Raw genomic sequence first — 19,744 nt, forward strand, 5'->3', positions numbered from 1 at the left:
CAGGTAAGAACTTTCAGACTCCCACAATGTGCGTGATTGAGACAAAGCAAACGGGCACATTTCATTGAATGTCTGAATCGCCACGGGTTTAACAGATACCTCAGAGTCATTTAAGATGGCTTAAAGAGAGGTGCCTATGAGCGGTAAGCGTTATCCTAAAGAGTTTAAAACTGAAGCAGTCAAACAGGTTGTTGATCGCGGTCATTCTGTTTCCAGCGTTGCAGCACGTCTCGATATCACCACCCACAGCCTTTACGCCTGGATAAAAAAGCACGGTCCGGACTCATCCACTCATAAAGAACAGTCAGATGCTCAGGCCGAGATCCGCCGACTCCAGAAGGAGCTGAAGCGGGTTACTGACGAACGGGACATATTAAAAAAAGCCGCGGCGTACTTCGCAAAGCTGTCCGACTGAGGTACGCCTTTATCCGTGACAACACCCGTTGCTGGCCTGTTCGTCTGCTCTGTCGGGTGCTTAATGTTCATCCCAGTGGCTTTTACGCCTGGCTTCAGCAGCCGCATTCTCAGCGCCACCAGACAGACCTGAGACTGACGGGACAGATCAAACAGTTCTGGCTGGAGTCCGGTTGCGTTTATGGTTATCGCAAGATCTATCTGGATCTGCGGGACAGCGGGCAACAGTGCGGAGTGAACAGAGTTTGGCGACTGATGAAGCGTGTCGGGATAAAGGCTCAGGTCGGGTACCGGAGCCCGCGGGCACGTAAAGGCGAAGCCAGTATCGTGTCGCCCAACAGGCTTCAGCGACAGTTCAATTCGGATGCTCCGGATGAGCGTTGGGTAACGGACATAACCTATATCAGGACCCACGAAGGGTGGCTGTATCTGGCCGTGGTTGTTGACCTGTTCTCACGTAAGGTTATCGGCTGGTCCATGCAATGCCGGATGACAAAGGACATTGTCCTGAACGCACTGCTGATGGCTGTATGGCGGCGTAATCCCCAAAAACAGGTGCTGGTTCACTCGGACCAGGGCAGTCAGTACACAAGCCATGAGTGGCAGTCGTTCCTGAAATCACACGGCCTGGAGGGCAGCATGAGCCGTCGCGGTAACTGTCACGATAACGCGGTTGCAGAAAGCTTTTTCCAGCTACTGAAACGCGAGCGGATAAAGAGAAAGATCTACGGAACGCGGGAAGAAGCCCGCAGCGATATTTTTGATTACATCGAAATGTTTTATAACAGTAAGCGTCGGCATGGTTCGAGCGATCAGATGTCACCGACAGAATATGAAAACCAGTATTATCAACGACTCGAAAGTGTCTAGATTATCCGTGGCGATTCATAGGTCATAATTAAGACTCTACCTACACAACAATACTCTAACCAAGAGAAAGCGTTTTAAAGTTGCACCTGGCAGAAAGAGCATGCCTGTTTCAGGCATGCTTCTTGAATGATAATCATACTAACCAGAGTTTTTTCAGCTGGGATTTCATGCTCTCATGTCGGATTCTTAATTCGACTATGCTCCACTGCTCCGACTTGCACACGTCTTTTGTTAAATCAAATGAACTTTTGCTGTTTAATTTTTCATAAATTGCTTTTTTCTTGATGAAGTCGGAATGCTGCGCCTCAGAATTTTTCATTCCACTAATCAGTGTCAGGTTGCCAATTTTATGCAGCCAATTAGTATGTTCATGTGGTTTGAATCTATGAAGCCAATAAACATTCACTAATGACTGAGGGAGGATATGTTCGATTGTTATTCGACCAGTGTAAGTTTTGATGACACTTTCATCTTGTTGTTCCATATCCAGCCTAAGTAAAATTGCTTTAATAAGATTGACTTGGTTTGGTCTGGGTTCATATAAATCATCATCTAATGCATTAATAAAACCAGTGTTATCAGCATGCTGATTTATCTGATTTATTATAGATGAGAGATTCATATGATTGTTTATGGCGACTAATGCTGAATAGCAGACCATTTCCCTCTGGCTTTTGATTTGTTTTTTAAGCCATCCATGCATATAAACCTTTTCAAATGAAGTGATGAACTGGGAGAAATCATCCATAGTAAAATCACAGGACCGCGCCATCCTGTTCATGAACGCCATTACCGGAGGTATCCACTCATCAACGCCAAGATTACTTAGAGAAGCGATTTTTCGTTTTATTGATGGATGTTCAAAATCGTTTTCCAAAATTTTCGCATAATGCTTGGAAGAGCTCACTAACATAAGAGACATTGCGATGGCATCGCCATCGAATTGATCTTGTAATTTTTCAATGAAAGATTCGAATCCTTTCTGTAAAACACGGTCACGATCTTTTTTCTCGGAGAGTTTGTGAAGGGTCAGGAATTTGTCTAGTTTACTTACACCAACCATATCTTCTATCTGAGACCATGCTGAATCAATTTGCTCAGGTTTTTTATTATGCAAAGAGGCTGATTCAAAAAGAGCATTTTTCAATAAATCAGCATTACTTAATGGCAAACCTCGGCTGTTAAGAACATTGAATAAGCGAAATGAAGATGAAAAATCATCTGTTTGGACGAATACAATATATACATTTTGTAATATATATTTTGCCAGCGTTTTCAGAGTATCGTCCGTCAGTTTTGAAAGGTAGTTTCTGACTGCTTCTGAATTACTAATGAAGACTAAGTCAGTGTCGGAAGGTTTTTCGGGTTTGTAATCTTTAAGATCTTGAAGGATGTAATATTTATAAAGATTATACTCTTTCTTTCTGACGATCAATCGCGGTTCATCAGCCTCGTCAGAATAAACATCTATGGGTAACACTCTCTTTTGCAAGTCATCTTTTATGCCTTGTATAGTGATTAATTTTTTTAATTCGGAAACAATAATACTTAACGTTGTCAGTCGTTGTTGGCCATCAACAACCTCATACTGATTTTGACCTTTGTTAATACAAATCATACTTCCTATAAAATATTCACTTTCATTAGATTGAGAGCTTTCATAAATGTCATCGATTAATTGCTCAGCATTATCTATCGTCCAGCTATAAGGGCGCTGATATGAAGGAATAATGAACTTTTTGTTTTCGGTAAGGATGTCCTGTACCTTACATTCTTTAGCTTCCATTTCTCATCCAAATTGACTGTGTTCTTTGTAATTACGATTCTCCAACCATTCGGTAGCAATGTCCACTATTTATATTAATTGCTCGACCAATCCCTCGTTAACTAACTCGCTCTGCCTCTTTTATAGTTCTGCTTCTGGCACAAAGCAGACAGACGCGCAGGCCAACGCCCGCTATGAGCGATAAGCGGACATTAACGAAATCATGGAACCAGTGAGCATCGACAAATATGCCCAAAATCATGCACGTTGATTTTGGGCTTTAGATACTTTTCACATAAACATAATCCGCTTCCAGGCCGCAGATAAAACTGCGTCATGAGCTTAATTTATCCTGCTTTTTTACCCGCAACTCGTTAACAATACCTAAAAAGGCAAGCCCGACGGGAACAAGGGATCCCCACAGGACGGCGTTCCAGCCGTAGAGACTGAGCAGAGCACCTGAAGAAAATGATCCTACAATCATCACCCCAAACACCACAAAATCGTTCAGGGACTGGACCTGGGTTTTTTCTTCGGGACGGTGATATTCAATGATTTTTGCCGATGCGCCGGTGAAGCCAAAATTCCAGCCAAGACCCAACAAAATCAGCGACAGCCAGTAGTGGAAAATATCGGTTCCACTGAGTCCGGCCAGGACAGAACATGCCGTAATAAGAAGACCCGCAGCGGCGATACGCATGGCTCCAAATCGGTTAATTAATTTGCCGGTGAAAAAACCCGGACCGTACATGGCAATAACATGCCACTGGATACCAAGATTCGACGCCTGCTGAGAAATGCCGTGCATGTGCATCGAGAGTGGGGCTGCCGTCATCAGGAAGTTCATCACCATATAAGTGACCGCACCGCTGAATACGGTTCTGGCAAACCCTGGCTGACGGACAATTTCGCGTAAAGGCCGCCCACCCGTTTTTACCGCGCCGGCAGGTTCTGTGGTTTTCACGCCTTTGAGTATGAATGCCGAAATGACGGCCACGAGCGCCTGGGCGAGGAACGTGACGGCGAATGTATGAGGCGGCCAGAGGTGCATCGTTCCGGAAACCAGCATAGGACCAACCACGCCAGCTATCACTCCGCCTCCCATTACCAGCGACAAAGCCCTGGCTCGGCGTTCGGGCGTGACGCCGTCCGTTGCGGCAAAACGAAAGCTGAGCGCAACGGCCGCATATGCCCCCCCCATAAATGCGGCAATGCAGAAAAGTATAAAAGAGCCAATGACGACGGCAAGTGCAGCGGTCAGTCCGGTAATGACGCCAGCCCCTGTGCCGACCATAAAAGCAGTTTTACGACCATTTTTCCGCGCCAGTGAACCTAACGGCAAGATGCAGGCCGCCATCCCAAGTACAAACATGGTGATGGGCAGCGTGGCCAGCGAGCTTGCAGGCGCAATCGAGTTACCCACAATTGCGCCTGTGGCATAAAAAACCACAGAGTTAGCACCGGCGAGAGCCTGTGCGGCCGACAGGCGGATGATATTGTTTTTCTGGTCTGCAACGGGCAGGAAATGTTCTGCGGACATGTGATTAATTATCCTGATTCATGGTGAGCACTATCCGGTATCGCGCCAGACCCTGCTTCAGTCTGCTGAGCGCCTCATTTGCCCTTTCAAATGGCAGTAGCTCTGTAACAGGCAAAGCCTGAAAGAGATGGCTGAACTGCAGCGCGCGCTCGGTTTGCGTCGGTGTGCTGACGAAAGATCCTGTCAGGGTACGTTCAGCGCCGATCATCATACCGGGCATGACCTGTAGCGGCGTTTGTCCGGTACCCAGCAGGATCGCTTTTCCCCGGGGGGCGAGGGCGGACAGAAGGGCTGATACCGTCTCTGAAGCCGGTGCCGTTGCCACAATAAAATCCACACCGCCGTCATTTTTCAGGCGTTCTGATGCGTTTTCATCAAGTGTATTGATGTAGTGATGCGCACCCAGCTCATAGGCCGCTCGTTCTTTTTCGTTACCCCGCGCAATCACCGTCACCTCAAACCCCATTTTACGGGCGTACTGAACGGCCATGTGGCCAAGGCCACCCACTCCGAGAACCGCCACTCTGTCGCCCGCCCTTGCGCCTGAATTACGCAGCGCGTTGAAGGTTGCGGTACCGGCGCAAAGGATCGGCGCGGCATGTACGGAAGAAAGCGCGGAGGGGATGGCTATCAGCGCAGTGTGCCGCATGACGACGTACTCTGCGTAGCCGCCATCACAGCTGAGTCCAGGCGTAAGCTGGTTTTCACAAAGATGAAAAAGCCCGCTGCGGCAGGGTTTGCAGTGCTGACAGTACCCCCCCAGACGTCCGACGCCTACCCGCTGACCGTTTTGCCAGATATCGGGTACCCTATTCCCCTTCCGGGCAATAAACCCGACAATTTCATGTCCCGGTATACGGCCGGGCTGGCCCGCCTGTGGTGCTTTTTCCGCGTCCCGGAGATCGGCACCGCATACGCCGCATGCTTCAATTTTGATGAGCACTTCATCCGGGCCGGGAACAGGTACCGGCTGCTCGGTCATTTCCAGCACACCGGGGGCAACGATCTGCATAGCGCGATATTTTTTATTCATAAATTGCACCGGAAAATTTGGGGTTGTCAGATGGCAAGGGCGACAAGAAAACGGGACACTATGTTATAGGCGGCGACAGTAGCAACGGCTTCCACGGTCTCTTTTTCACCTAACAGGCTTTTCAGCGCACCAATTACTTTCTCCTCAACCACGACGTTCCGGGTGGACTGGTCCGTAAGATGTATCAGCAACGTTTCGGTGTCATTAAAGACGTGTGGCGCGGAGGATAACCGCAGGGCTTCTGCTTTTTCAGCCGTTCCGCCTGCATCCAGATAAGCAGGGTAGTGCACGTTCCATTCAAATTCTGCTTTATTCAGCCAGGCAACGCGCAGCATGATTAGTTCCCGGTATTCAAGGCTGAGCGAAAATTCCTGACGTACCCGTACCATCAGTTCGTTCCAGCCCGTGGCCAGGGGGGCACTCTTCAGTAATATCCGATCAATATCTATCAGTTTTCCGCCGGGCCGACGGGCCTTTATCGCGTTGAGAAGATCGGCGTCGACTGGCTCTTCATCCTGCCAGGGAGTTACTCTTGATGTGTTCATATCATTTTTTCCTGTAGAACAGAACAATCCAGCCGCGTCAGCTCAGTATTAAGTCACCTTCGATCAGCATATTCTGGGCCAGTAACCACCGGTTCAGAGAGGAGGTAATCACCCGTTGATGAACCCCTTCAAACTGATGCACCGTGCCGCCACCGCGTACATGGATGACATACACAAGCCTGCCGGAAGCATCCTCTGCAGGTCTGTCACCGGAGGCCGGTATACCCTTCGGAAGGTGCCCGTCAGTGTGAATTTCAAGATGCGTAAGGGCGAGACCTTCAGCCCTGGCTTCGAGAATAAAGGCGGCCATCATGCAGGCATTGAACGCAGCGAGCATCAGCTCCTGGGGGTCAGGAGCCAGCCCTTCGCCACCCAGCGAAACCGGTTCATCGGAATCGATAACATGACTTTGCAGGGCAGGCGGAGCGTTGTCTGCGGAAAAGGACTGGCAGAGCGTCCGGCTGGCCATGCCCCCCTGCCACGAGGTGACAAGGTCATAATGCGCGGTCTGGATTTGCATAATTACTCCAGTGCCGCACGCGGGTAAGCGCGTGCGGCATGGTCATCAGGCGTTACGGCCAGCCATTACGCCGCCATCGATATCCCAGATAGCGCCGGTGACCCAGCCAGTCTTGTCAGAAAGCAGGAAAGCAACGGTTTCCGCGATATCTAACGGGGTACCCACGCGGCCGATCGGGTGGAAGCTGTCAAAGCTGTTCATCACGCCCTTCACGTCGTCTTTCGGAATGAAGCCTTCGTAAATCGGTGTGTGAACAACTGCCGGAGACACTGCATTCACACGGATCCCTTTTTCACCCAGCTCAATGGCCAGGTTTTTGGTCAGCGCGTGCAGACCCGCTTTTGCCATTGAGTAAGCTGAAGACGGAGTGGCACCGATGGCCTGCTGTGCCCACATGGATCCGATATTAACGATGGATCCTTTGATACCGGCCTCGACCATATTGCGCACCACGTCACGGGTAATAAAGAACGTCGCGCGGTTAATGTTCATGTACATGTCATAGTCTGACGTTTCATGTTCGGTGAACGGTTTCGGGAAAAATACGCCAGCAGCATTGACCAGCAGGCTGATATCCTTGTGTTCGGCATTGATGGTATTCACCACGTGCTGCATACCTTCTTCTTTCATCAGGTCGGCAACGATGATGGAAACCTGACCGTCTGCAGCCAGCGCCTGGCGGGCCTGCTCGGCTTTGTCCTGACGATTGCCAACCAGCACAACGCTGCCACCGTTTTTCAGAACCAGCTTCGCCGTTTCGAAGCCCATGCCGCTTGTACCACCGACCACTAACAGTTTTTTACCGGCAAAAGATGCGTTCATCGCTAACCTCTTAAAATTGATATGGTTGTCATTGATGAAAAGCCGCGCTCCTCATCGTGTGAAATCAGAATGCCACCCGGGCCCCAGATTGACGACTGAGAAGAAATTGCGACGCAGGAAAGAAAATCTTTCTCGCTGGCGTATACTGAGGAAAATCATGAATCAGGATAACCCCGATGCGATCGCTAAACCGACTTAAATGGCTGCATGCTTTTGAAGCCACCGCCAGGCACGGTAGCTTTACCGGCGCGGCACAGGAGCTTGGCGTAACGCCCGCCGCAGTAGGCCAACTGGTACGCTCGCTGGAAGACTGGGTCGGACACCCGCTTCTTCACCGCACCCGCTCAGGAAAAGAGCGTCTGACGCTGGTTGACGAGGCGCAGGAGGCACTGCAGGACATCACGCTGGGACTCGACAAACTGGAAACCGGATTAAATAAGCTTCGTGGTCGCCGGTCGCGTTCAGTGGTGGTGGTGACAGCATCGCAGGTACTGATGATGAACTGGCTGATGGATCGCCTGAACCGGTTTTCGGAAACGCACGAAAATATCGATCTGCGGCTTAACGTCACGGAAAAACTGATGGACGTGTCGCACGGCGAGGCGGATATCGGTATTCGCTGCGGCCAGGGCGACTGGCCAGGCGTGAATAAAACCTGGCTGATGGATGAGGAAGCGGTACTGATCTGCAGTCCACACCTGGTGCCGTCCGGGAAAATGGCCTGCAGTGAATGGCTCGCCACGCAAAAACTCATTCATGATGACACGCCCCATCCCGGGGCGGATTTTCCGTCATGGAATGATGTCCTGTTGGCGGTCGGTGCCCCCGAAGCGCTGGAAAGCGGTCTGCATATTAACTCCACCTCAGCTGTGATCCTGTCGGCCCTGAGTGGCAGGGGCGTGGCCATCGTGCGATACGCTCTGGTGAAAAAGCTTATCGAAACCGGACAGCTGGTCCAGCTGCACCCCGACCATCGGTGGCCGCTCAAGTGGTCTTATTATGTGGTGACCCCGCAGCAAAAAGTCATGCGTGATGAAGTGAAAGTTTTCCACGACTGGCTTCTTCAGGATGTGATCTCGGAGCTTTCATAAACTGCCCACTCAGGCATTACGCTGCTCCTGCAATCACGCCGGGCGCGTAATGCTTATTCCCTGCCAAACGACGACATAGAATTTCTTCTCTGCTCCGCAAGATTATCTGATTTGTTGAAGCTGTCTGGCTTTCTGATAATCGCCCTCAACGAAAGGTAATACAGACCGGATTTTAACCGGGCGTGTTACTTCAACCCTGAGCGAAGGAGAGAACGATGGCTTATCTGCAAATCACCCTGGATATCAGTAATGAAAACCGTGCGGCAGCCGCAGGGGTATACCAGAAATACAAAACTCCGTTTCTGACCACCATTGAGGGTGCCACCTCTAAAGAGCTGCTTGTCCGTGACGAGGATGTCCAGGTGCTGCACGGCTTTACGACTGTGGCGCAGGCGCAGGCATATCTTAGCAGTTCGCTGTTCACGCAGGATGTCGTTGCAGGATTAAAACCGTATTTAAACAGCGCGCCTGACGTACGTATTTTCGACGTCATGTAATGAATTTTCTGAGACAAAAAATAACCGGAGTTTTCAATGTTCTTAAACTGGAATGAATATCGCAGTAGCCTGCTCGCCACCATCGGTAAATTTGCCAAACTGCAGCCAGAGTTTATGAAAGGCTTTCAGCAGATGGATAAAGGGGCGTCAGAGAACAAGCACCTCGATCCTAAAACCCATGAACTGATTGCACTGGCCGTGGCCGTCACTACCCGCTGTGACGGTTGCCTGGCGGTACATGTGGACGCTGCGGTCAAGCACGGTGCCACGCGTGAAGAGATCGCCGAAGCGCTGGCCGTTGCCATTAACCTGAACACTGGCGCAGCGCTGACGTATACCGCGCGTGCTCTGGATGTTTACGATAATCTGCCGAACAAATAGGCCTGCAGACGGCCCCCTGCGGGGCCGTCTAATCACTCACTATGATATTACTGAATTCTGATTTTTCGCAGCGTGCGATCGTTACTCCGGACGATTATCAGTGGATACCTTCTCCCCAGCCCGGCGTTGAGCGCGTGATGCTTGACCGGATTGGTCGCGAGCAGGCCCGCGCAACCAGCCTTGTCAGGTATGCGCCCGGCTCCGAATTTCCCGCACACAGCCATCCCGGCGGAGAGGAGATTCTGGTGCTCGACGGTATTTTTAGCGAAAACGGGGTCGACTATCCTGCCGGCTGGTATCTGCGCAGCCCGGATGGTTCTTCTCACCAACCCTCAAGTCGCGACGGCACAACCATTTTCGTCAAGCTGCGCCAGATGTCTGCCGGTGAGCGCCAGCCGGTCAGGATAAATACGCAGGAGGCAGCTAACTGGCACGGTCAGTCGCAAAGACAAATCTGCCCTTTATTCTCCGACACCTCAGAAACCGTTCTACTTAAGAAGCTTGCCCCGGGTGAGCGGATCTTCTGTGCACCGCTTGTTGGCGGAGCAGAGATCCTTCTTCTGCAAGGGGAACTCCATGCGCCGGAAGGTTGCTATGGGGTAGGAAGCTGGCTGCGGTTTCCGCCGGGTGATATGCCTGCTCTTATAGCCACCGCCTCTGGCGCACTTTTTTATCTGAAAACGGGACATCTCAGCCCGACAACCCTGACCGGAGCGACATTATGAAGCAGACCGCTGTTATCATTGGTGCGGGCATAAGCGGCCTTTATGCCGCCACGCTGCTTGAAAAAGCGGGTGTTGATTATGTGATTCTTGAGGCTCGTGACAGAACGGGCGGGCGCGTGCTGTCAGGCCTGGAACTGGCGGGCACCTCCGCTGGCATTCATGTAGATATGGGGGCTGCGTGGTTCTGGCCTGATATTCAACCGGACTTCGCGCAACTGATCGAGCGGCTTAATCTTCCGGTAATCGCGCACGGCCGTCCGGGTGACATGCTCTATGAACGCCAGCTGGATTTGCCCCCCGAACGCTACCCGGCATGGGAGAGCTCCCCGGCGTCTTTCAGGCTGAAGGGAGGAATGCAGGCGCTGACGGCGGCACTTAAAAGTCAGATCCCGGCAGAGAAGATTAAAACCGGTCATCAGGCTGTGGCTGTTTTGCGAGCCGGCAAGGAAGTGCAGGTCCATACCCGGTCCGAAGGCAGTAACAAAGCCGTATTTTCCGGTGAGCATGTCTTCCTTGCTTTGCCTCCTGCCCTGGCAGCTAAAATAGAATTCAATCCGGCGATGCCGGAACAGATGCTGTCGAACTGGCGGAAAATCCCGACATGGATGGCTCCCCATGCAAAATATGTCGCTGTATATAAAACGGACTTATTGGATGAGCGGCAGCTTTCAGGGAATGCAGGAAGCCGCGTTGGGCCAATGGTAGAGATCCACGACGTATCCGAGCCAGATTCGGGCAAAACGGCGATTTTTGGTTTCATTGGCGTACCGGCAAAATCGAGATGGACAGTCAGCGAAGCTGTTCTCAAAAGCCTTTGCCGGGAGCAGCTCGTACGCTTATTTGGGCAGGATGCGGCAGAACCCGAAGCTGATTATATTAAAGATTGGGCGGCCGATCCGTTTACTGCGACTGAATTTGATCTCCTGCAGGAGGTCGGGCACGCAATGCCTGAGCAACTTCCCGCCAGGGGAGAGTGGTCTGGCGTGATGACAGGTATCGCCAGTGAATGGTCGTCGCAATTCTCGGGCTATCTGGCAGGCGCAATTGACTCTGCATTAACGGGCGTTCAGCGCTGGTTACAACAGAAATAACCCGCGAAAATGGGGTGCTACCGTCCGAGCCGGAGTTTGGTTGTTGAAAAAACATTAGTTTCCGGTTCGATGATACGTTTGTTATTGAAAACAGCTGGCTTCTGAAACGTCCGCTTCTGGCACAAAGCGGACTGAATCAGCTAAAAGTCCATGATGAGTGAAACATGTGTCTGCATCAGAGGGAAATTTTACAGCCGAAAAGTCTGCTTCAGGGTTTGCGCCAGTAGTTCGGTGGCTTTATCCTCATACGATGCGGCGCTACGGATGAACAGTATGTTATGGTCCGGAATGACGGGCATCCCTTCAATAATCTGCATCATTGCTGTGACCTTTCCACGATCAATCAGGCTGACGGCCAGCCCTGTCTCAACGCACTCTTTAATCGCCTGGCTGGAATGGCTTTCAAGTACGATACGCGAACGCCTTGCAGCCACTTTGAGCGACTCGGTTATGGCCTTACGGTAAGCGCAGGGCGCTGTGTAAACGGCAAGAGGCAATACTTCGCTGAGCGCTATGTCTGTGCCTAAGGGACCTACCCAGACGGGGGTCGTCGGCATTAACACCTGAGCATCAGGATTGATTTCTTCCTGAGATTGAACGACCACTGCCGTATCTAATTCACCGCGCTGAATCCACTCTTTCAACAGATTGCTTGGCCCCATCCGGAGCTCCAGCACGACGTTCGGCCAGGCTTCTGAAAACGCTGGAAGCACCTCACGGATTATGTGTGCAGCATAATCGTCAGGAACACCCAACCTGATACGACCGGCGATACTGGTACCACGAAGGTCAGCCAGTACCTGATCGTGCAGGCGTAATAGTTCGACAGACGACCCCCACAAACGTTTACCCAGCATTGTCAGGGTCACTGACTGGTTATCACGATGTAGCAATTGTCCGCCTGCCACGGCCTCCAGTCGCTGAATGTGAACGCTTACTGCCGCAGGACTCTTATGGAGCTGTTCAGCAGCCGCGCTGAATTTTCCTGTTCTGATCACTGCATGGAATGTACGCAGGAGTTCAATATGAAGAATATCCGTCATGATTTAATATCGCTTAACCACTGGTGCATATAATTTTGATTTACCAGATTACACCCTTCCTTTAGGTTTGGGTAATGAACAAAATCAGCCCACTCCTGAAAGAAAAACCTCTGCACCGTCACTGGATTTACGCCATTCCTTTGCCCCTGCTTGAAGCGGCACTGGTGATCTCCTGGAGTTCAGGATTTATCGGTGCACGGTTTTCTATCTTCTATGCACCCGCACTGCTTGTGGTGTTCTGGCGCTATGTGTGCTTAACAGTTCTGCTGTTTCCTTTTGTCTGCAGAGCGCTGCTGAAAACGCCTCCCCGGGTACTGCTGAGAAATGCCGGAATAGGTCTGCTGGCTATGGTCGGATATATGACAGGTGTAACGCAGGGCATTGTGTTGGGGGTGCCTGCAGGGCTCGCCGCCCTGTGCGCAGACCTGCTGCCGCTGGGAATGGCGCTGCTGGCAGCAGCATTTTGTGGCGAACGTTTATCGAATCAGATCTGGCTTGGATTGTTCACCGGACTGCTGGGCGTGATATGGGTGACGCATGATGTGCTGGCCGTGGGTAAGGCGCCGGTATGGGCCTATGTCTTGCCCTTAACGGGCATGTTGTCACTGGCTGTGGCAACGTTATGGCAGAAACGCAGCAGTGCTTCACAGTCCATGGATATGCTGCCGGGCCTATGGCTTCAGTGTCTTGTGGCGAGTTTCGCCTTCGCCATTATCGAGGGGAGTCAGGGAAGCCTGGTTCCGGTACCCACACTGGGCTTTACTCTCAGCGTATTATGGACGGCAAGTCTGCCAACCTTTGGCGGCTATGGGCTTTACTGGATATGCCTGCGCCGAAGCTCGGCGACCCGGGTTACGACCGTTCTGTTCCTTAGCCCACCGATGACCATGTTATGGGCCTGGGCTATGTTCAGTGAACCACTTTCCTGGCAGATGGCGTCCGGTATGGCAATTTCCTCAATTGGCATTTGGATAGTATTGCGTGCCGAAGAACGGAAGGTTCCTCTTGCACCATGAGCCGGCATACTGATGATGACACGTTAAAAACCGATGCGGAAGCGTCAGTCCGACGCAGGCGATCACGCAGTGATATCAGTACGTCGCGGAGCATGGGTGCCTGCCGTTCCGCTGGATCACCCGCCAGAGGATGTTTACCGCGAGGCGCTGTGGCGCGTCACGTTGGCGCATGATGCTCTGCTATTCCTGCAATAGATTTCCCCCATATGCTCAGCGCGACAGTGCCTGAACGACACCTGATTCAAAAGGGTTGCCTGCTTCTGATTACTTTTGATACCCTGTCCGGCTGGAGTTTTTTCAGCAGTCCAAAAGGAAAGAGTATGGCCTGCTCTCGTCGACACCGCCCATTTACCGCCCTTTCGCGCCGCAAGCGCCGCCAGAAAGTGTTTGCCCTCAAACAGCAGATCCACCGTGAACGCGCCCGTTGCGGCGGCCTGTTTTATGATTATTGCGATACGGAGTATTATCGCCGGCATCCTGAGCACCCCTGGTGCTGGAGCGATATCTTTTTCACCGGCCACGACCCCGCCGTGCTGTGGAACGCTGAAATTATTACTGCCCAACTGGCGCGGGAAGATCTTATTTCAGAGCGTGTATTCGATGAGGCCTGGCAGCAATTAAGTGACGCAGAGCGGTTAGTTGAAGCCCGCTTTGAAACCCGCCCCAACTACAACAGCCAAGGCAAACTCGTCAGCCGCACATTACTCCGCCAGGAAAAGCCGCGGTACGCCTGCTTTAACGGCCTGACGTTCAATGAATACACGGAACAACGCGAAGCCGAAATAGTGAACACCCAACCGCCTGCGGTGTATTGCGGCTATAAAATCCTGCCTGGGTTTGCTTACGGCATTGGGTTACGGATGGTGGTCGAGGCTGAGGCGTTAACGGTGGACGTGATTAACGCGGCGATTGAAGAATTTAAAGCGCGGGGCGAAAGGGCATGGCAGTCGCCTGAACCGGCGCGCGTTTAATGGAAGAGAGCATGAATTACTATGCGGAGGGACACTTCTAGCGAATTAATTATTAGCAGGAAGTGTCATGAAGAAACTTAAAGATCACTATAAGCATCCTAAACCCTGCGGGGGCATTGGGAATCCGTATGTCTATTATTACCGGCTGGGAAGCGGATGCTTCAGGCAATTCAGCACCCTGCAGGAGAAAAGTTATTATCACCTGCACCGGTATGAATATCGCGAATTTGGGCTTCATCTCCGGGCGGCACGCGGAAAAATGCTGCCGAGCAGCTGGGATGATTTCCCGACCGGTATTTATGACGTCGCCAAAAGCTGGAAACACAATTCGAGACGGCGGCACCAGTATTACCGCTGAGTAGTGAACAAAAGCCTGTACACCCCGGTGCAGGCTTTTTTGGCGTTGCGCCTGAGGTAAATAAAAGTAAACAGGCGTGATGCCGTGCCCTTGCGTGACACCCCCTCCGCTACACTTTTCCCATACTCGCCATTTTCTGACCAGATCTGGGGAACCGCCATGAGGTTTATGCATACCCGTTTATCCGCCCCTGCCCGTGGCAGTTTTGCCCTGCTGGCCGCCCTGGCTTTCCTGTGGTGCAGTGCGGCGCCCGCAGCAGACAGCGGCCTGTTCCGGGCGTTAGCCCCCGACACTGCCGATCTCACTCAGTATCGCTGGCAACATCGCCCGGTGGTGATCTTTGCGCCGTCAGCCACGGATGCCCGCTATGTTCAACAGATAGCGATGCTGAAAAATCATCAGGATGCGCTGGCCGAGCGGGATATCATCGTGTTCAGTGATACCTCCCCGGCGGATAAAGGGCAGATGCGTGCACAGCTTCAGCCCAGGGGCTTTGAAATGGTGCTGGTGGGGAAAGATGGCGGGATGAAGCTGCGTGAAACCACCCCGTTGAGTGCGGAAGCCCTGCTCTCCACTATCGACCGGATGCCGATGCGCCAGGCAAAAACAGACTGACGCTGGGTGGTAAGCGCGGTTTTACGAAGCGGGTTGGCACGGGCAACCCGCTGCTGCCCGTGCACCGGGGCGTTAAACCCGTACCGGCAAGCCTTTGAGTAACTTATCCAGCGTGATCGGGTAATCCCTTACCCGCACCCCCGTGGCGTTGTACACCGCATTGGCAATCGCCGCACTGACGCCACACAACCCCAGTTCGCCCACCCCTTTCGCTTTCATGGGAGAGGAAACCGCGTCAGCCTCTTCCAGGAAAATCACCTCCTGCTCAGGGATATCGGCATGTACCGGGACTTCATACGCCGCCAGATCGTGGTTGACGAAATACCCCAGCCGCGTATCCACCGCCAGTTCTTCCATCAGTGCCGCGCCCACGCCCATCGTCATCGCCCCGATCACCTGGCTGCGCGCTGTTTTCGGGTTGAGGATGCGGCCCGCCGCGCACACGGCCAGCATTCGCCGGATACGCACCTCACCGGTGTCGATATCCACCCCGACTTCAACAAAGTGCCCGGCAAAAGTGGATTGCTGGAATTTTTTATCCAGGTCGCCAAACTCGATGGTGTCTTCAACGGTAATTTTCCCCTCACGGGCGGCATCCGCGAGTTTCACGCTGCGGCCCCCGGCGCGCACCTGCCCCTCAGCAAACACCGCCCCGGCGGGATCAAGGCCAAGCCTGTTCAGCACCGTGTCACGCAGTTTGACGCACGCCGCGTACACCCCTGCCGTTGAACTGTTGGCGCCCCACTGGCCGCCGGAACCGGCAGACGCCGGAAACGCGGAATCCCCCAGCCGCACCACCACGTTGTCGAGCGGTACCCCCATCATCTCTGCCGCCGTCTGGGCAATGATGGTATAGCTGCCTGTGCCGATATCCGTCATGTCGGTTTCGACGGTCACGATGCCCTGGGCGTCAAGATGCACCCGCGCGCCGGATGTCATCACCAGGTTGTTGCGAAAGCCGGCCGCCATGCCCATGCCCGTCAGCCAGCGCCCGTCCCGGGTCTGGGCGGGGCGCGCATTGCGGCGGCTCCAGCCAAATTTCTCCGCGCCGGTCTTTAAACAGGCGATCAGCTGGCGCTGTGAAAAGGGGCGGTCGGGGTTGGCGGGATCGACCTGGGTATCATTCAGGATGCGGAAGTGTACCGGGTCCATGCCGAGCTTTTCGGCCATTTCATCCATCGCAATTTCCAGCGCCATCAGCCCCGGTGCCTCGCCGGGCGCGCGCATCGCATTCCCTTCCGGCAGGTCAAGCCTGGCCAGCCGCAGCGCGGTAAAGCGGTTGGCACCGGCATAGAGTAACTCGGTCTGCTGGACGGCCGTTTCCGGCTTGCCCTCCGGCAGATTGCCTGACCAGCTCTCATGCGCGATCGCGGTAATATGCCCGTCCTGATCCGCCCCAATGCGGATGTGCTGGATGGTCGCCGGGCGGTGCGTGGTGTTGTTGGGGATAAACGGCCGGGGCAACGCGATTTTTACCGGCCTTTTTGCCGCCCGCGCGCCCAGCGCCGCCAGCACCGCATCGCTGCGCAGGAACAATTTGCTGCCGAAACCGCCGCCGATATAAGGCGACACAATACGCACGTTGTCGGCAGGCAGGTTAAGCGTCTTCGCCAGTTCGTTGCGGCACCAGTTAATCATCTGGTTGGACGTCCAGACTGTGACCTTATCCCCCTCCCAGACGGCCATCGACGCGTGGGGTTCCATCGCCATATGGCTCTGGTCAGGCGTGGTGTAGACCGCATCCAGTTGCACCGGCGCGGCGGAGAATGCGCGCTCAAAATCCCCGGTTTTCTTGTCCGGCTCGTTTTCATCGGCTTTTGCCGAGGGCTTCTCGTGGGCGAGATCCCAGGCACCGCGGTCGCGGCGGTAATGCACCTGAATCAGCGCCGCGGCAGCGCGCGCTTGTTCAAACGTCCCGGCGACCACCACCGCAATAGCCTGATGGTAATGCTGGATGTCAGGGCCGCCGAGCAGGGCGGCAGCGTTCATCTCACCTTTGCCGAGACGGCCTGCATTCTCTGCGGTGACAATGGCCAGTACGCCGGGCGCGCGCCGGGCCGCCTCGAGATCAATAGACTGGATTTTACCTTTGGCGATGGAAGAGCCGACCACATAGCCGTGGGCGACATCCGGCACCAGGTCATGCCATTCATAGGCGTAGTGGGCAGTACCCGTGGTTTTAAGCGGCCCGTCGATGCGGTCATGAGGGCGGCCCACCACCTTCAGCTGGTCGATGGGGTTGTCATTGGCCGGATTCTCAAATTTCATGATTTTATGCCCTCGCTTCCGTCAACACCGAGGCGAGCATACGCTTCGCCAGGACAAGCTTGAATTCGTTTTCATGCGTGGGTTGCGCGTTTGCAAACAGCCGGTCATAGACCGCCTGCGCACCCTGGTTCAATGCGGCGTCGGCGGCGTCCGATCGCCAGGGTTTATGCGCCACACCGCCCAGTGCCACGCGGCCGCTGCCGTCCTGCTGCACCACCGCGGCCACCGAGACCAGGGCAAACGCGTAAGACGCGCGATCGCGCACTTTCCGGTAAATATGCGTGCCGCCGAGCGGGCGCGGCAGCGTCACGGCCGTAATCAGTTCGCCGGGCAACAACACGGTTTCCAGATGCGGCGTTGTGCCGGGGGCGCGGTAAAAATCGGCAATCGGCAGGGTTCGCGTACGCCCATCCGGGTTCACCGTCTCGATGACGGCGTCCAGCAGGCGCATACTGACGGCCATATCACTGGGATGCGTGGCGATGCAGGCTTTGCTTGCGCCCGTTACCGCGTGCTGGCGGCTGAACCCTTCCAGGGCAGCGCAACCGCTGCCGGGCAGCCGCTTATTGCAGGGCTGGTTCGTGTCGTAGAAGTAAGGGCAGCGCGTACGCTGAAGCAGGTTGCCGGCGGTCGTGGCCTTATTACGCAACTGGCCGGAGGCCCCGGCGAGCAGTGCCCGCGACAGCACGGCATAATCGCGGCGTATGCGCGGGTCAGCGGCCAGATCGGTGTTACGCACCAGCGCGCCAATCCGCAGCCCGCCGTCAGCCGTCGGTGTGATGTTATCCAGCGCCAGGCCGTTAACGTCGATCAAATGGGTCGGGGTTTCTATCTCCAGCTTCATCAAATCCAGCAGGTTGGTGCCGCCGGCAATGAACTTTGCGCCCGGTATGCGCTGGGCGCTTGCCGCCGCATCGGCAGGCGTGGTGACGCGTTCATAGGTAAAGGCTTTCATGATTCTTTCCTCCCGGCGACATCCTCAATCGCCGCAAGGATGTTGGAATAGGCCCCGCAACGGCAGATATTGCCGCTCATGCGCTCCCGGATTTCATCAGGCGTGAGGGGCGGGGGCGAAACCAGATCAAGCGTGACGTGGCTGGGAATGCCCATTTCGATCTCTTTGAGTACTGCCACCGAGGAGCAAATCTGGCCGGGGGTGCAGTAACCGCACTGATACCCGTCATGCTTTACAAACGCGGCCTGCATGGGGTGCAGGTTTTCCGGCGTGCCGAGGCCTTCAATGGTGGTGACCTCCGCGTCCTGATGCATCACCGCCAGGGTCAGGCAGGAATTAATCCGGCGACCGTCCACGATGACCGTACAGGCCCCGCACTGGCCGTGGTCACACCCTTTTTTGGTGCCGGTAAGGTGCAGGTGTTCGCGCAGCGCATCCAGTAACGTGGTCCGCGTATCCACGTTGAGCTGCCGGATCTCGCCGTTAACCTTCATTTTCAGGTCAGACATGGCAGGCGGTGGGGTGTCGGGGAGTTCGCGGGCGCTCAGCATGGTGGAAGAGGAGACCGCCGCCACCGCCACGGTGGCAGTACCCGCCTTCAGCAGTTCGCGCCTCGTCAGACAAAAGTGCGCTTTTTGGCTGCCGTCACCTGGCTCATCGTGATGTTCCTTATTAACCTTCTTATCGTGGTTGCTCATGCCAGATCTCCGGGATGCTGAAAGGTGAACCAGGGAACAGTCGACGCTTTCTGTTATGACAAGGGGGAATAGTCAGTCCTAACTTTTGAATATAGCTGTTCCCGGCCGCTTCTTTACCCGGCGATACCGAATGCTGTAATGAGTAATATTCATCAATCAGGTGATAGGCGGCGCTTTTTGAGGTGAGTGCGCGGGTGATCGTGTTTATGAGCGGGTTGTTTTTCTGCCGCGAGGCCACCGCATGTTGGAAGCCGCAGGTGCACAGCTCCCCAATGCCGACATGAAAACATGCGCAATGCGCCTGCTGATTTTAAAGAGAATTATGCAAACTGCGTCGATGCCTGAAGTCATACTTATTAAAGCAATGATCACGCTGTGCCTGACCCGTTGGTGACAATAACTTTTTAATACGTATTACATCATACTTCATAAATATGACTTCATACTTAATGCCTGAGCGGTGATAAATCCGGGCAATGCGCAGTGTGGGGTAGCCTCGCTATAAGGCGCGCCCGGCAGTACCGGC

21 protein-coding genes are annotated in these 19,744 nt (G+C 53.9%); 11 read left to right on the plus strand and 10 right to left on the minus strand.

Translation table 11 applies throughout. The features are described 5' to 3' along the window. The first annotated feature begins 136 nt into the window (after window positions 1-136). A protein-coding gene (locus tag CYR52_RS11365) for an IS3 family transposase (protein WP_101828598.1) occupies window positions 137-1,284 on the plus strand; the annotation gives its coding sequence in 2 pieces (ribosomal slippage) (window positions 137-374 and window positions 374-1,284; 1,149 coding nt in all). A gap of 133 nt (window positions 1,285-1,417) precedes the next feature. On the opposite strand, the gene CYR52_RS11370 is transcribed toward CYR52_RS11365, so the two are convergent. The 6 genes from CYR52_RS11370 to CYR52_RS11395 form a co-directional block, all read right to left on the minus strand. Further along, window positions 1,418-3,070 carry a DUF262 domain-containing protein gene (locus CYR52_RS11370; protein WP_101828599.1) on the minus strand — a complete coding sequence of 551 codons (1,653 nt, stop codon included), beginning with the start codon at window positions 3,068-3,070 and terminating at the stop codon, window positions 1,418-1,420. Between the two features lie 313 nt (window positions 3,071-3,383). Continuing rightward, window positions 3,384-4,589: an MFS transporter gene (locus tag CYR52_RS11375; RefSeq protein WP_101828600.1), complete on the minus strand. Its 1,206-nt coding sequence runs from the start codon at window positions 4,587-4,589 to the stop codon at window positions 3,384-3,386. A gap of 4 nt (window positions 4,590-4,593) precedes the next feature. Next, a complete protein-coding gene (locus CYR52_RS11380) occupies window positions 4,594-5,622 on the minus strand; it encodes a zinc-binding dehydrogenase (protein ID WP_101828601.1) in 1,029 nt (342 codons plus the stop codon). 26 nt (window positions 5,623-5,648) lie between these two features. Beyond that, window positions 5,649-6,167, minus strand: coding sequence for a carboxymuconolactone decarboxylase family protein (locus CYR52_RS11385; RefSeq protein WP_101828602.1), 519 nt, complete (start codon window positions 6,165-6,167; stop codon window positions 5,649-5,651). Between the two features lie 37 nt (window positions 6,168-6,204). Next, a complete protein-coding gene (locus tag CYR52_RS11390; protein WP_101828603.1) occupies window positions 6,205-6,687 on the minus strand; it encodes an OsmC family protein in 483 nt (160 codons plus the stop codon). Between the two features lie 45 nt (window positions 6,688-6,732). Continuing rightward, window positions 6,733-7,509: an SDR family NAD(P)-dependent oxidoreductase gene (locus CYR52_RS11395; RefSeq protein ID WP_101828604.1), complete on the minus strand. Its 777-nt coding sequence runs from the start codon at window positions 7,507-7,509 to the stop codon at window positions 6,733-6,735. 176 nt (window positions 7,510-7,685) lie between these two features. On the opposite strand from CYR52_RS11395, the gene CYR52_RS11400 reads away from it, so the two are divergent. The 5 genes from CYR52_RS11400 to CYR52_RS11420 all read left to right on the plus strand — a co-directional run bounded on the left by CYR52_RS11400 (window position 7,686) and on the right by CYR52_RS11420 (window position 11,294). Then, window positions 7,686-8,600, plus strand: coding sequence for a LysR substrate-binding domain-containing protein (locus CYR52_RS11400; RefSeq protein ID WP_101828605.1), 915 nt, complete (start codon window positions 7,686-7,688; stop codon window positions 8,598-8,600). Between the two features lie 215 nt (window positions 8,601-8,815). After that, on the plus strand, window positions 8,816-9,097 hold the full coding sequence (locus tag CYR52_RS11405) for a hypothetical protein (protein WP_101828606.1): 282 nt from the start codon (window positions 8,816-8,818) through the stop codon (window positions 9,095-9,097). Between the two features lie 36 nt (window positions 9,098-9,133). Further along, the gene (locus tag CYR52_RS11410; RefSeq protein WP_101828607.1) at window positions 9,134-9,478 is read left to right on the plus strand and encodes a carboxymuconolactone decarboxylase family protein; all 345 of its coding nucleotides are present in this window, start codon (window positions 9,134-9,136) and stop codon (window positions 9,476-9,478) included. Between the two features lie 41 nt (window positions 9,479-9,519). Further along, complete coding sequence (locus CYR52_RS11415) at window positions 9,520-10,203, plus strand: cupin domain-containing protein (protein WP_101828608.1); 684 nt, start codon at window positions 9,520-9,522, stop codon at window positions 10,201-10,203. Further along, window positions 10,200-11,294 (plus strand): flavin monoamine oxidase family protein, encoded by a 1,095-nt coding sequence (locus CYR52_RS11420; RefSeq protein WP_101828609.1) that lies wholly within the window; start codon window positions 10,200-10,202, stop codon window positions 11,292-11,294. The genes CYR52_RS11415 and CYR52_RS11420 overlap by 4 nt, the downstream gene beginning before the upstream one ends. A 188-nt stretch (window positions 11,295-11,482) precedes the next feature. Here the strand turns inward: CYR52_RS11420 and CYR52_RS11425 are convergent, their stop codons facing one another. Further along, window positions 11,483-12,337 carry a LysR family transcriptional regulator gene (locus CYR52_RS11425; protein ID WP_101828610.1) on the minus strand — a complete coding sequence of 285 codons (855 nt, stop codon included), beginning with the start codon at window positions 12,335-12,337 and terminating at the stop codon, window positions 11,483-11,485. Between the two features lie 74 nt (window positions 12,338-12,411). On the opposite strand from CYR52_RS11425, the gene CYR52_RS11430 reads away from it, so the two are divergent. From CYR52_RS11430 to CYR52_RS11445, 4 genes are all read left to right on the plus strand, one after another. After that, window positions 12,412-13,353, plus strand: a complete 942-nt coding sequence (locus tag CYR52_RS11430) for a DMT family transporter (RefSeq protein ID WP_101828611.1) — start codon at window positions 12,412-12,414, stop codon at window positions 13,351-13,353. A 206-nt stretch (window positions 13,354-13,559) separates the two neighbouring features. Next, entirely contained in the window at window positions 13,560-14,324 is a 765-nt protein-coding gene (locus CYR52_RS11435) for a hypothetical protein (RefSeq protein WP_241522409.1), read from the plus strand. A 67-nt stretch (window positions 14,325-14,391) separates the two neighbouring features. Then, complete coding sequence (locus CYR52_RS11440) at window positions 14,392-14,682, plus strand: hypothetical protein (RefSeq protein WP_101828613.1); 291 nt, start codon at window positions 14,392-14,394, stop codon at window positions 14,680-14,682. Window positions 14,683-14,850: 168 nt separating this feature from the next. Next, entirely contained in the window at window positions 14,851-15,297 is a 447-nt protein-coding gene (locus CYR52_RS11445; protein WP_241522410.1) for a DUF4174 domain-containing protein, read from the plus strand. A gap of 72 nt (window positions 15,298-15,369) precedes the next feature. On the opposite strand, the gene paoC is transcribed toward CYR52_RS11445, so the two are convergent. From paoC to paoA, 3 genes are read right to left on the minus strand one after another with little or no spacing between them, the layout of a single operon-like run. Further along, window positions 15,370-17,565, minus strand: coding sequence for an aldehyde oxidoreductase molybdenum-binding subunit PaoC (gene paoC, locus CYR52_RS11450; RefSeq protein WP_101828615.1), 2,196 nt, complete (start codon window positions 17,563-17,565; stop codon window positions 15,370-15,372). Between the two features lie 4 nt (window positions 17,566-17,569). Next, window positions 17,570-18,520 (minus strand): FAD binding domain-containing protein, encoded by a 951-nt coding sequence (locus tag CYR52_RS11455; protein ID WP_072932370.1) that lies wholly within the window; start codon window positions 18,518-18,520, stop codon window positions 17,570-17,572. Next, window positions 18,517-19,218, minus strand: a complete 702-nt coding sequence (paoA, locus tag CYR52_RS11460; protein ID WP_101828616.1) for an aldehyde dehydrogenase iron-sulfur subunit PaoA — start codon at window positions 19,216-19,218, stop codon at window positions 18,517-18,519. Before paoA ends, CYR52_RS11455 begins: the two co-directional genes overlap by 4 nt. 241 nt (window positions 19,219-19,459) lie before the next feature. Between paoA and CYR52_RS22650 the strand changes: the two genes are divergently transcribed. Then, window positions 19,460-19,612, plus strand: coding sequence for a hypothetical protein (locus CYR52_RS22650; protein ID WP_165699085.1), 153 nt, complete (start codon window positions 19,460-19,462; stop codon window positions 19,610-19,612). Window positions 19,613-19,744 lie beyond the last annotated feature (132 nt).

Source organism: Chimaeribacter arupi, from assembly GCF_002858805.1.
GTDB lineage: Bacteria > Pseudomonadota > Gammaproteobacteria > Enterobacterales > Enterobacteriaceae > Chimaeribacter > Chimaeribacter arupi.

Coding starts and splice junctions, on each gene's coding strand:
- CYR52_RS11425 (WP_101828610.1), bottom strand. CDS start 12,337: ATGACGGATATTCTTCATATTGAACTCCTGCGTACATTCCATGCAGTG.
- paoC (WP_101828615.1), bottom strand. CDS start 17,565: ATGAAATTTGAGAATCCGGCCAATGACAACCCCATCGACCAGCTGAAG.
- CYR52_RS11375 (WP_101828600.1), bottom strand. CDS start 4,589: ATGTCCGCAGAACATTTCCTGCCCGTTGCAGACCAGAAAAACAATATC.
- CYR52_RS11445 (WP_241522410.1), top strand. CDS start 14,851: ATGCATACCCGTTTATCCGCCCCTGCCCGTGGCAGTTTTGCCCTGCTG.
- CYR52_RS11385 (WP_101828602.1), bottom strand. CDS start 6,167: ATGAACACATCAAGAGTAACTCCCTGGCAGGATGAAGAGCCAGTCGAC.
- CYR52_RS11400 (WP_101828605.1), top strand. CDS start 7,686: ATGCGATCGCTAAACCGACTTAAATGGCTGCATGCTTTTGAAGCCACC.
- CYR52_RS11410 (WP_101828607.1), top strand. CDS start 9,134: ATGTTCTTAAACTGGAATGAATATCGCAGTAGCCTGCTCGCCACCATC.
- CYR52_RS11430 (WP_101828611.1), top strand. CDS start 12,412: ATGAACAAAATCAGCCCACTCCTGAAAGAAAAACCTCTGCACCGTCAC.
- CYR52_RS11370 (WP_101828599.1), bottom strand. CDS start 3,070: ATGGAAGCTAAAGAATGTAAGGTACAGGACATCCTTACCGAAAACAAA.
- CYR52_RS11440 (WP_101828613.1), top strand. CDS start 14,392: ATGAAGAAACTTAAAGATCACTATAAGCATCCTAAACCCTGCGGGGGC.
- CYR52_RS22650 (WP_165699085.1), top strand. CDS start 19,460: ATGTTGGAAGCCGCAGGTGCACAGCTCCCCAATGCCGACATGAAAACA.
- CYR52_RS11415 (WP_101828608.1), top strand. CDS start 9,520: ATGATATTACTGAATTCTGATTTTTCGCAGCGTGCGATCGTTACTCCG.
- CYR52_RS11420 (WP_101828609.1), top strand. CDS start 10,200: ATGAAGCAGACCGCTGTTATCATTGGTGCGGGCATAAGCGGCCTTTAT.
- CYR52_RS11390 (WP_101828603.1), bottom strand. CDS start 6,687: ATGCAAATCCAGACCGCGCATTATGACCTTGTCACCTCGTGGCAGGGG.
- CYR52_RS11395 (WP_101828604.1), bottom strand. CDS start 7,509: ATGAACGCATCTTTTGCCGGTAAAAAACTGTTAGTGGTCGGTGGTACA.
- CYR52_RS11405 (WP_101828606.1), top strand. CDS start 8,816: ATGGCTTATCTGCAAATCACCCTGGATATCAGTAATGAAAACCGTGCG.
- paoA (WP_101828616.1), bottom strand. CDS start 19,218: ATGAGCAACCACGATAAGAAGGTTAATAAGGAACATCACGATGAGCCA.
- CYR52_RS11435 (WP_241522409.1), top strand. CDS start 13,560: ATGCTCAGCGCGACAGTGCCTGAACGACACCTGATTCAAAAGGGTTGC.
- CYR52_RS11455 (WP_072932370.1), bottom strand. CDS start 18,520: ATGAAAGCCTTTACCTATGAACGCGTCACCACGCCTGCCGATGCGGCG.
- CYR52_RS11380 (WP_101828601.1), bottom strand. CDS start 5,622: ATGAATAAAAAATATCGCGCTATGCAGATCGTTGCCCCCGGTGTGCTG.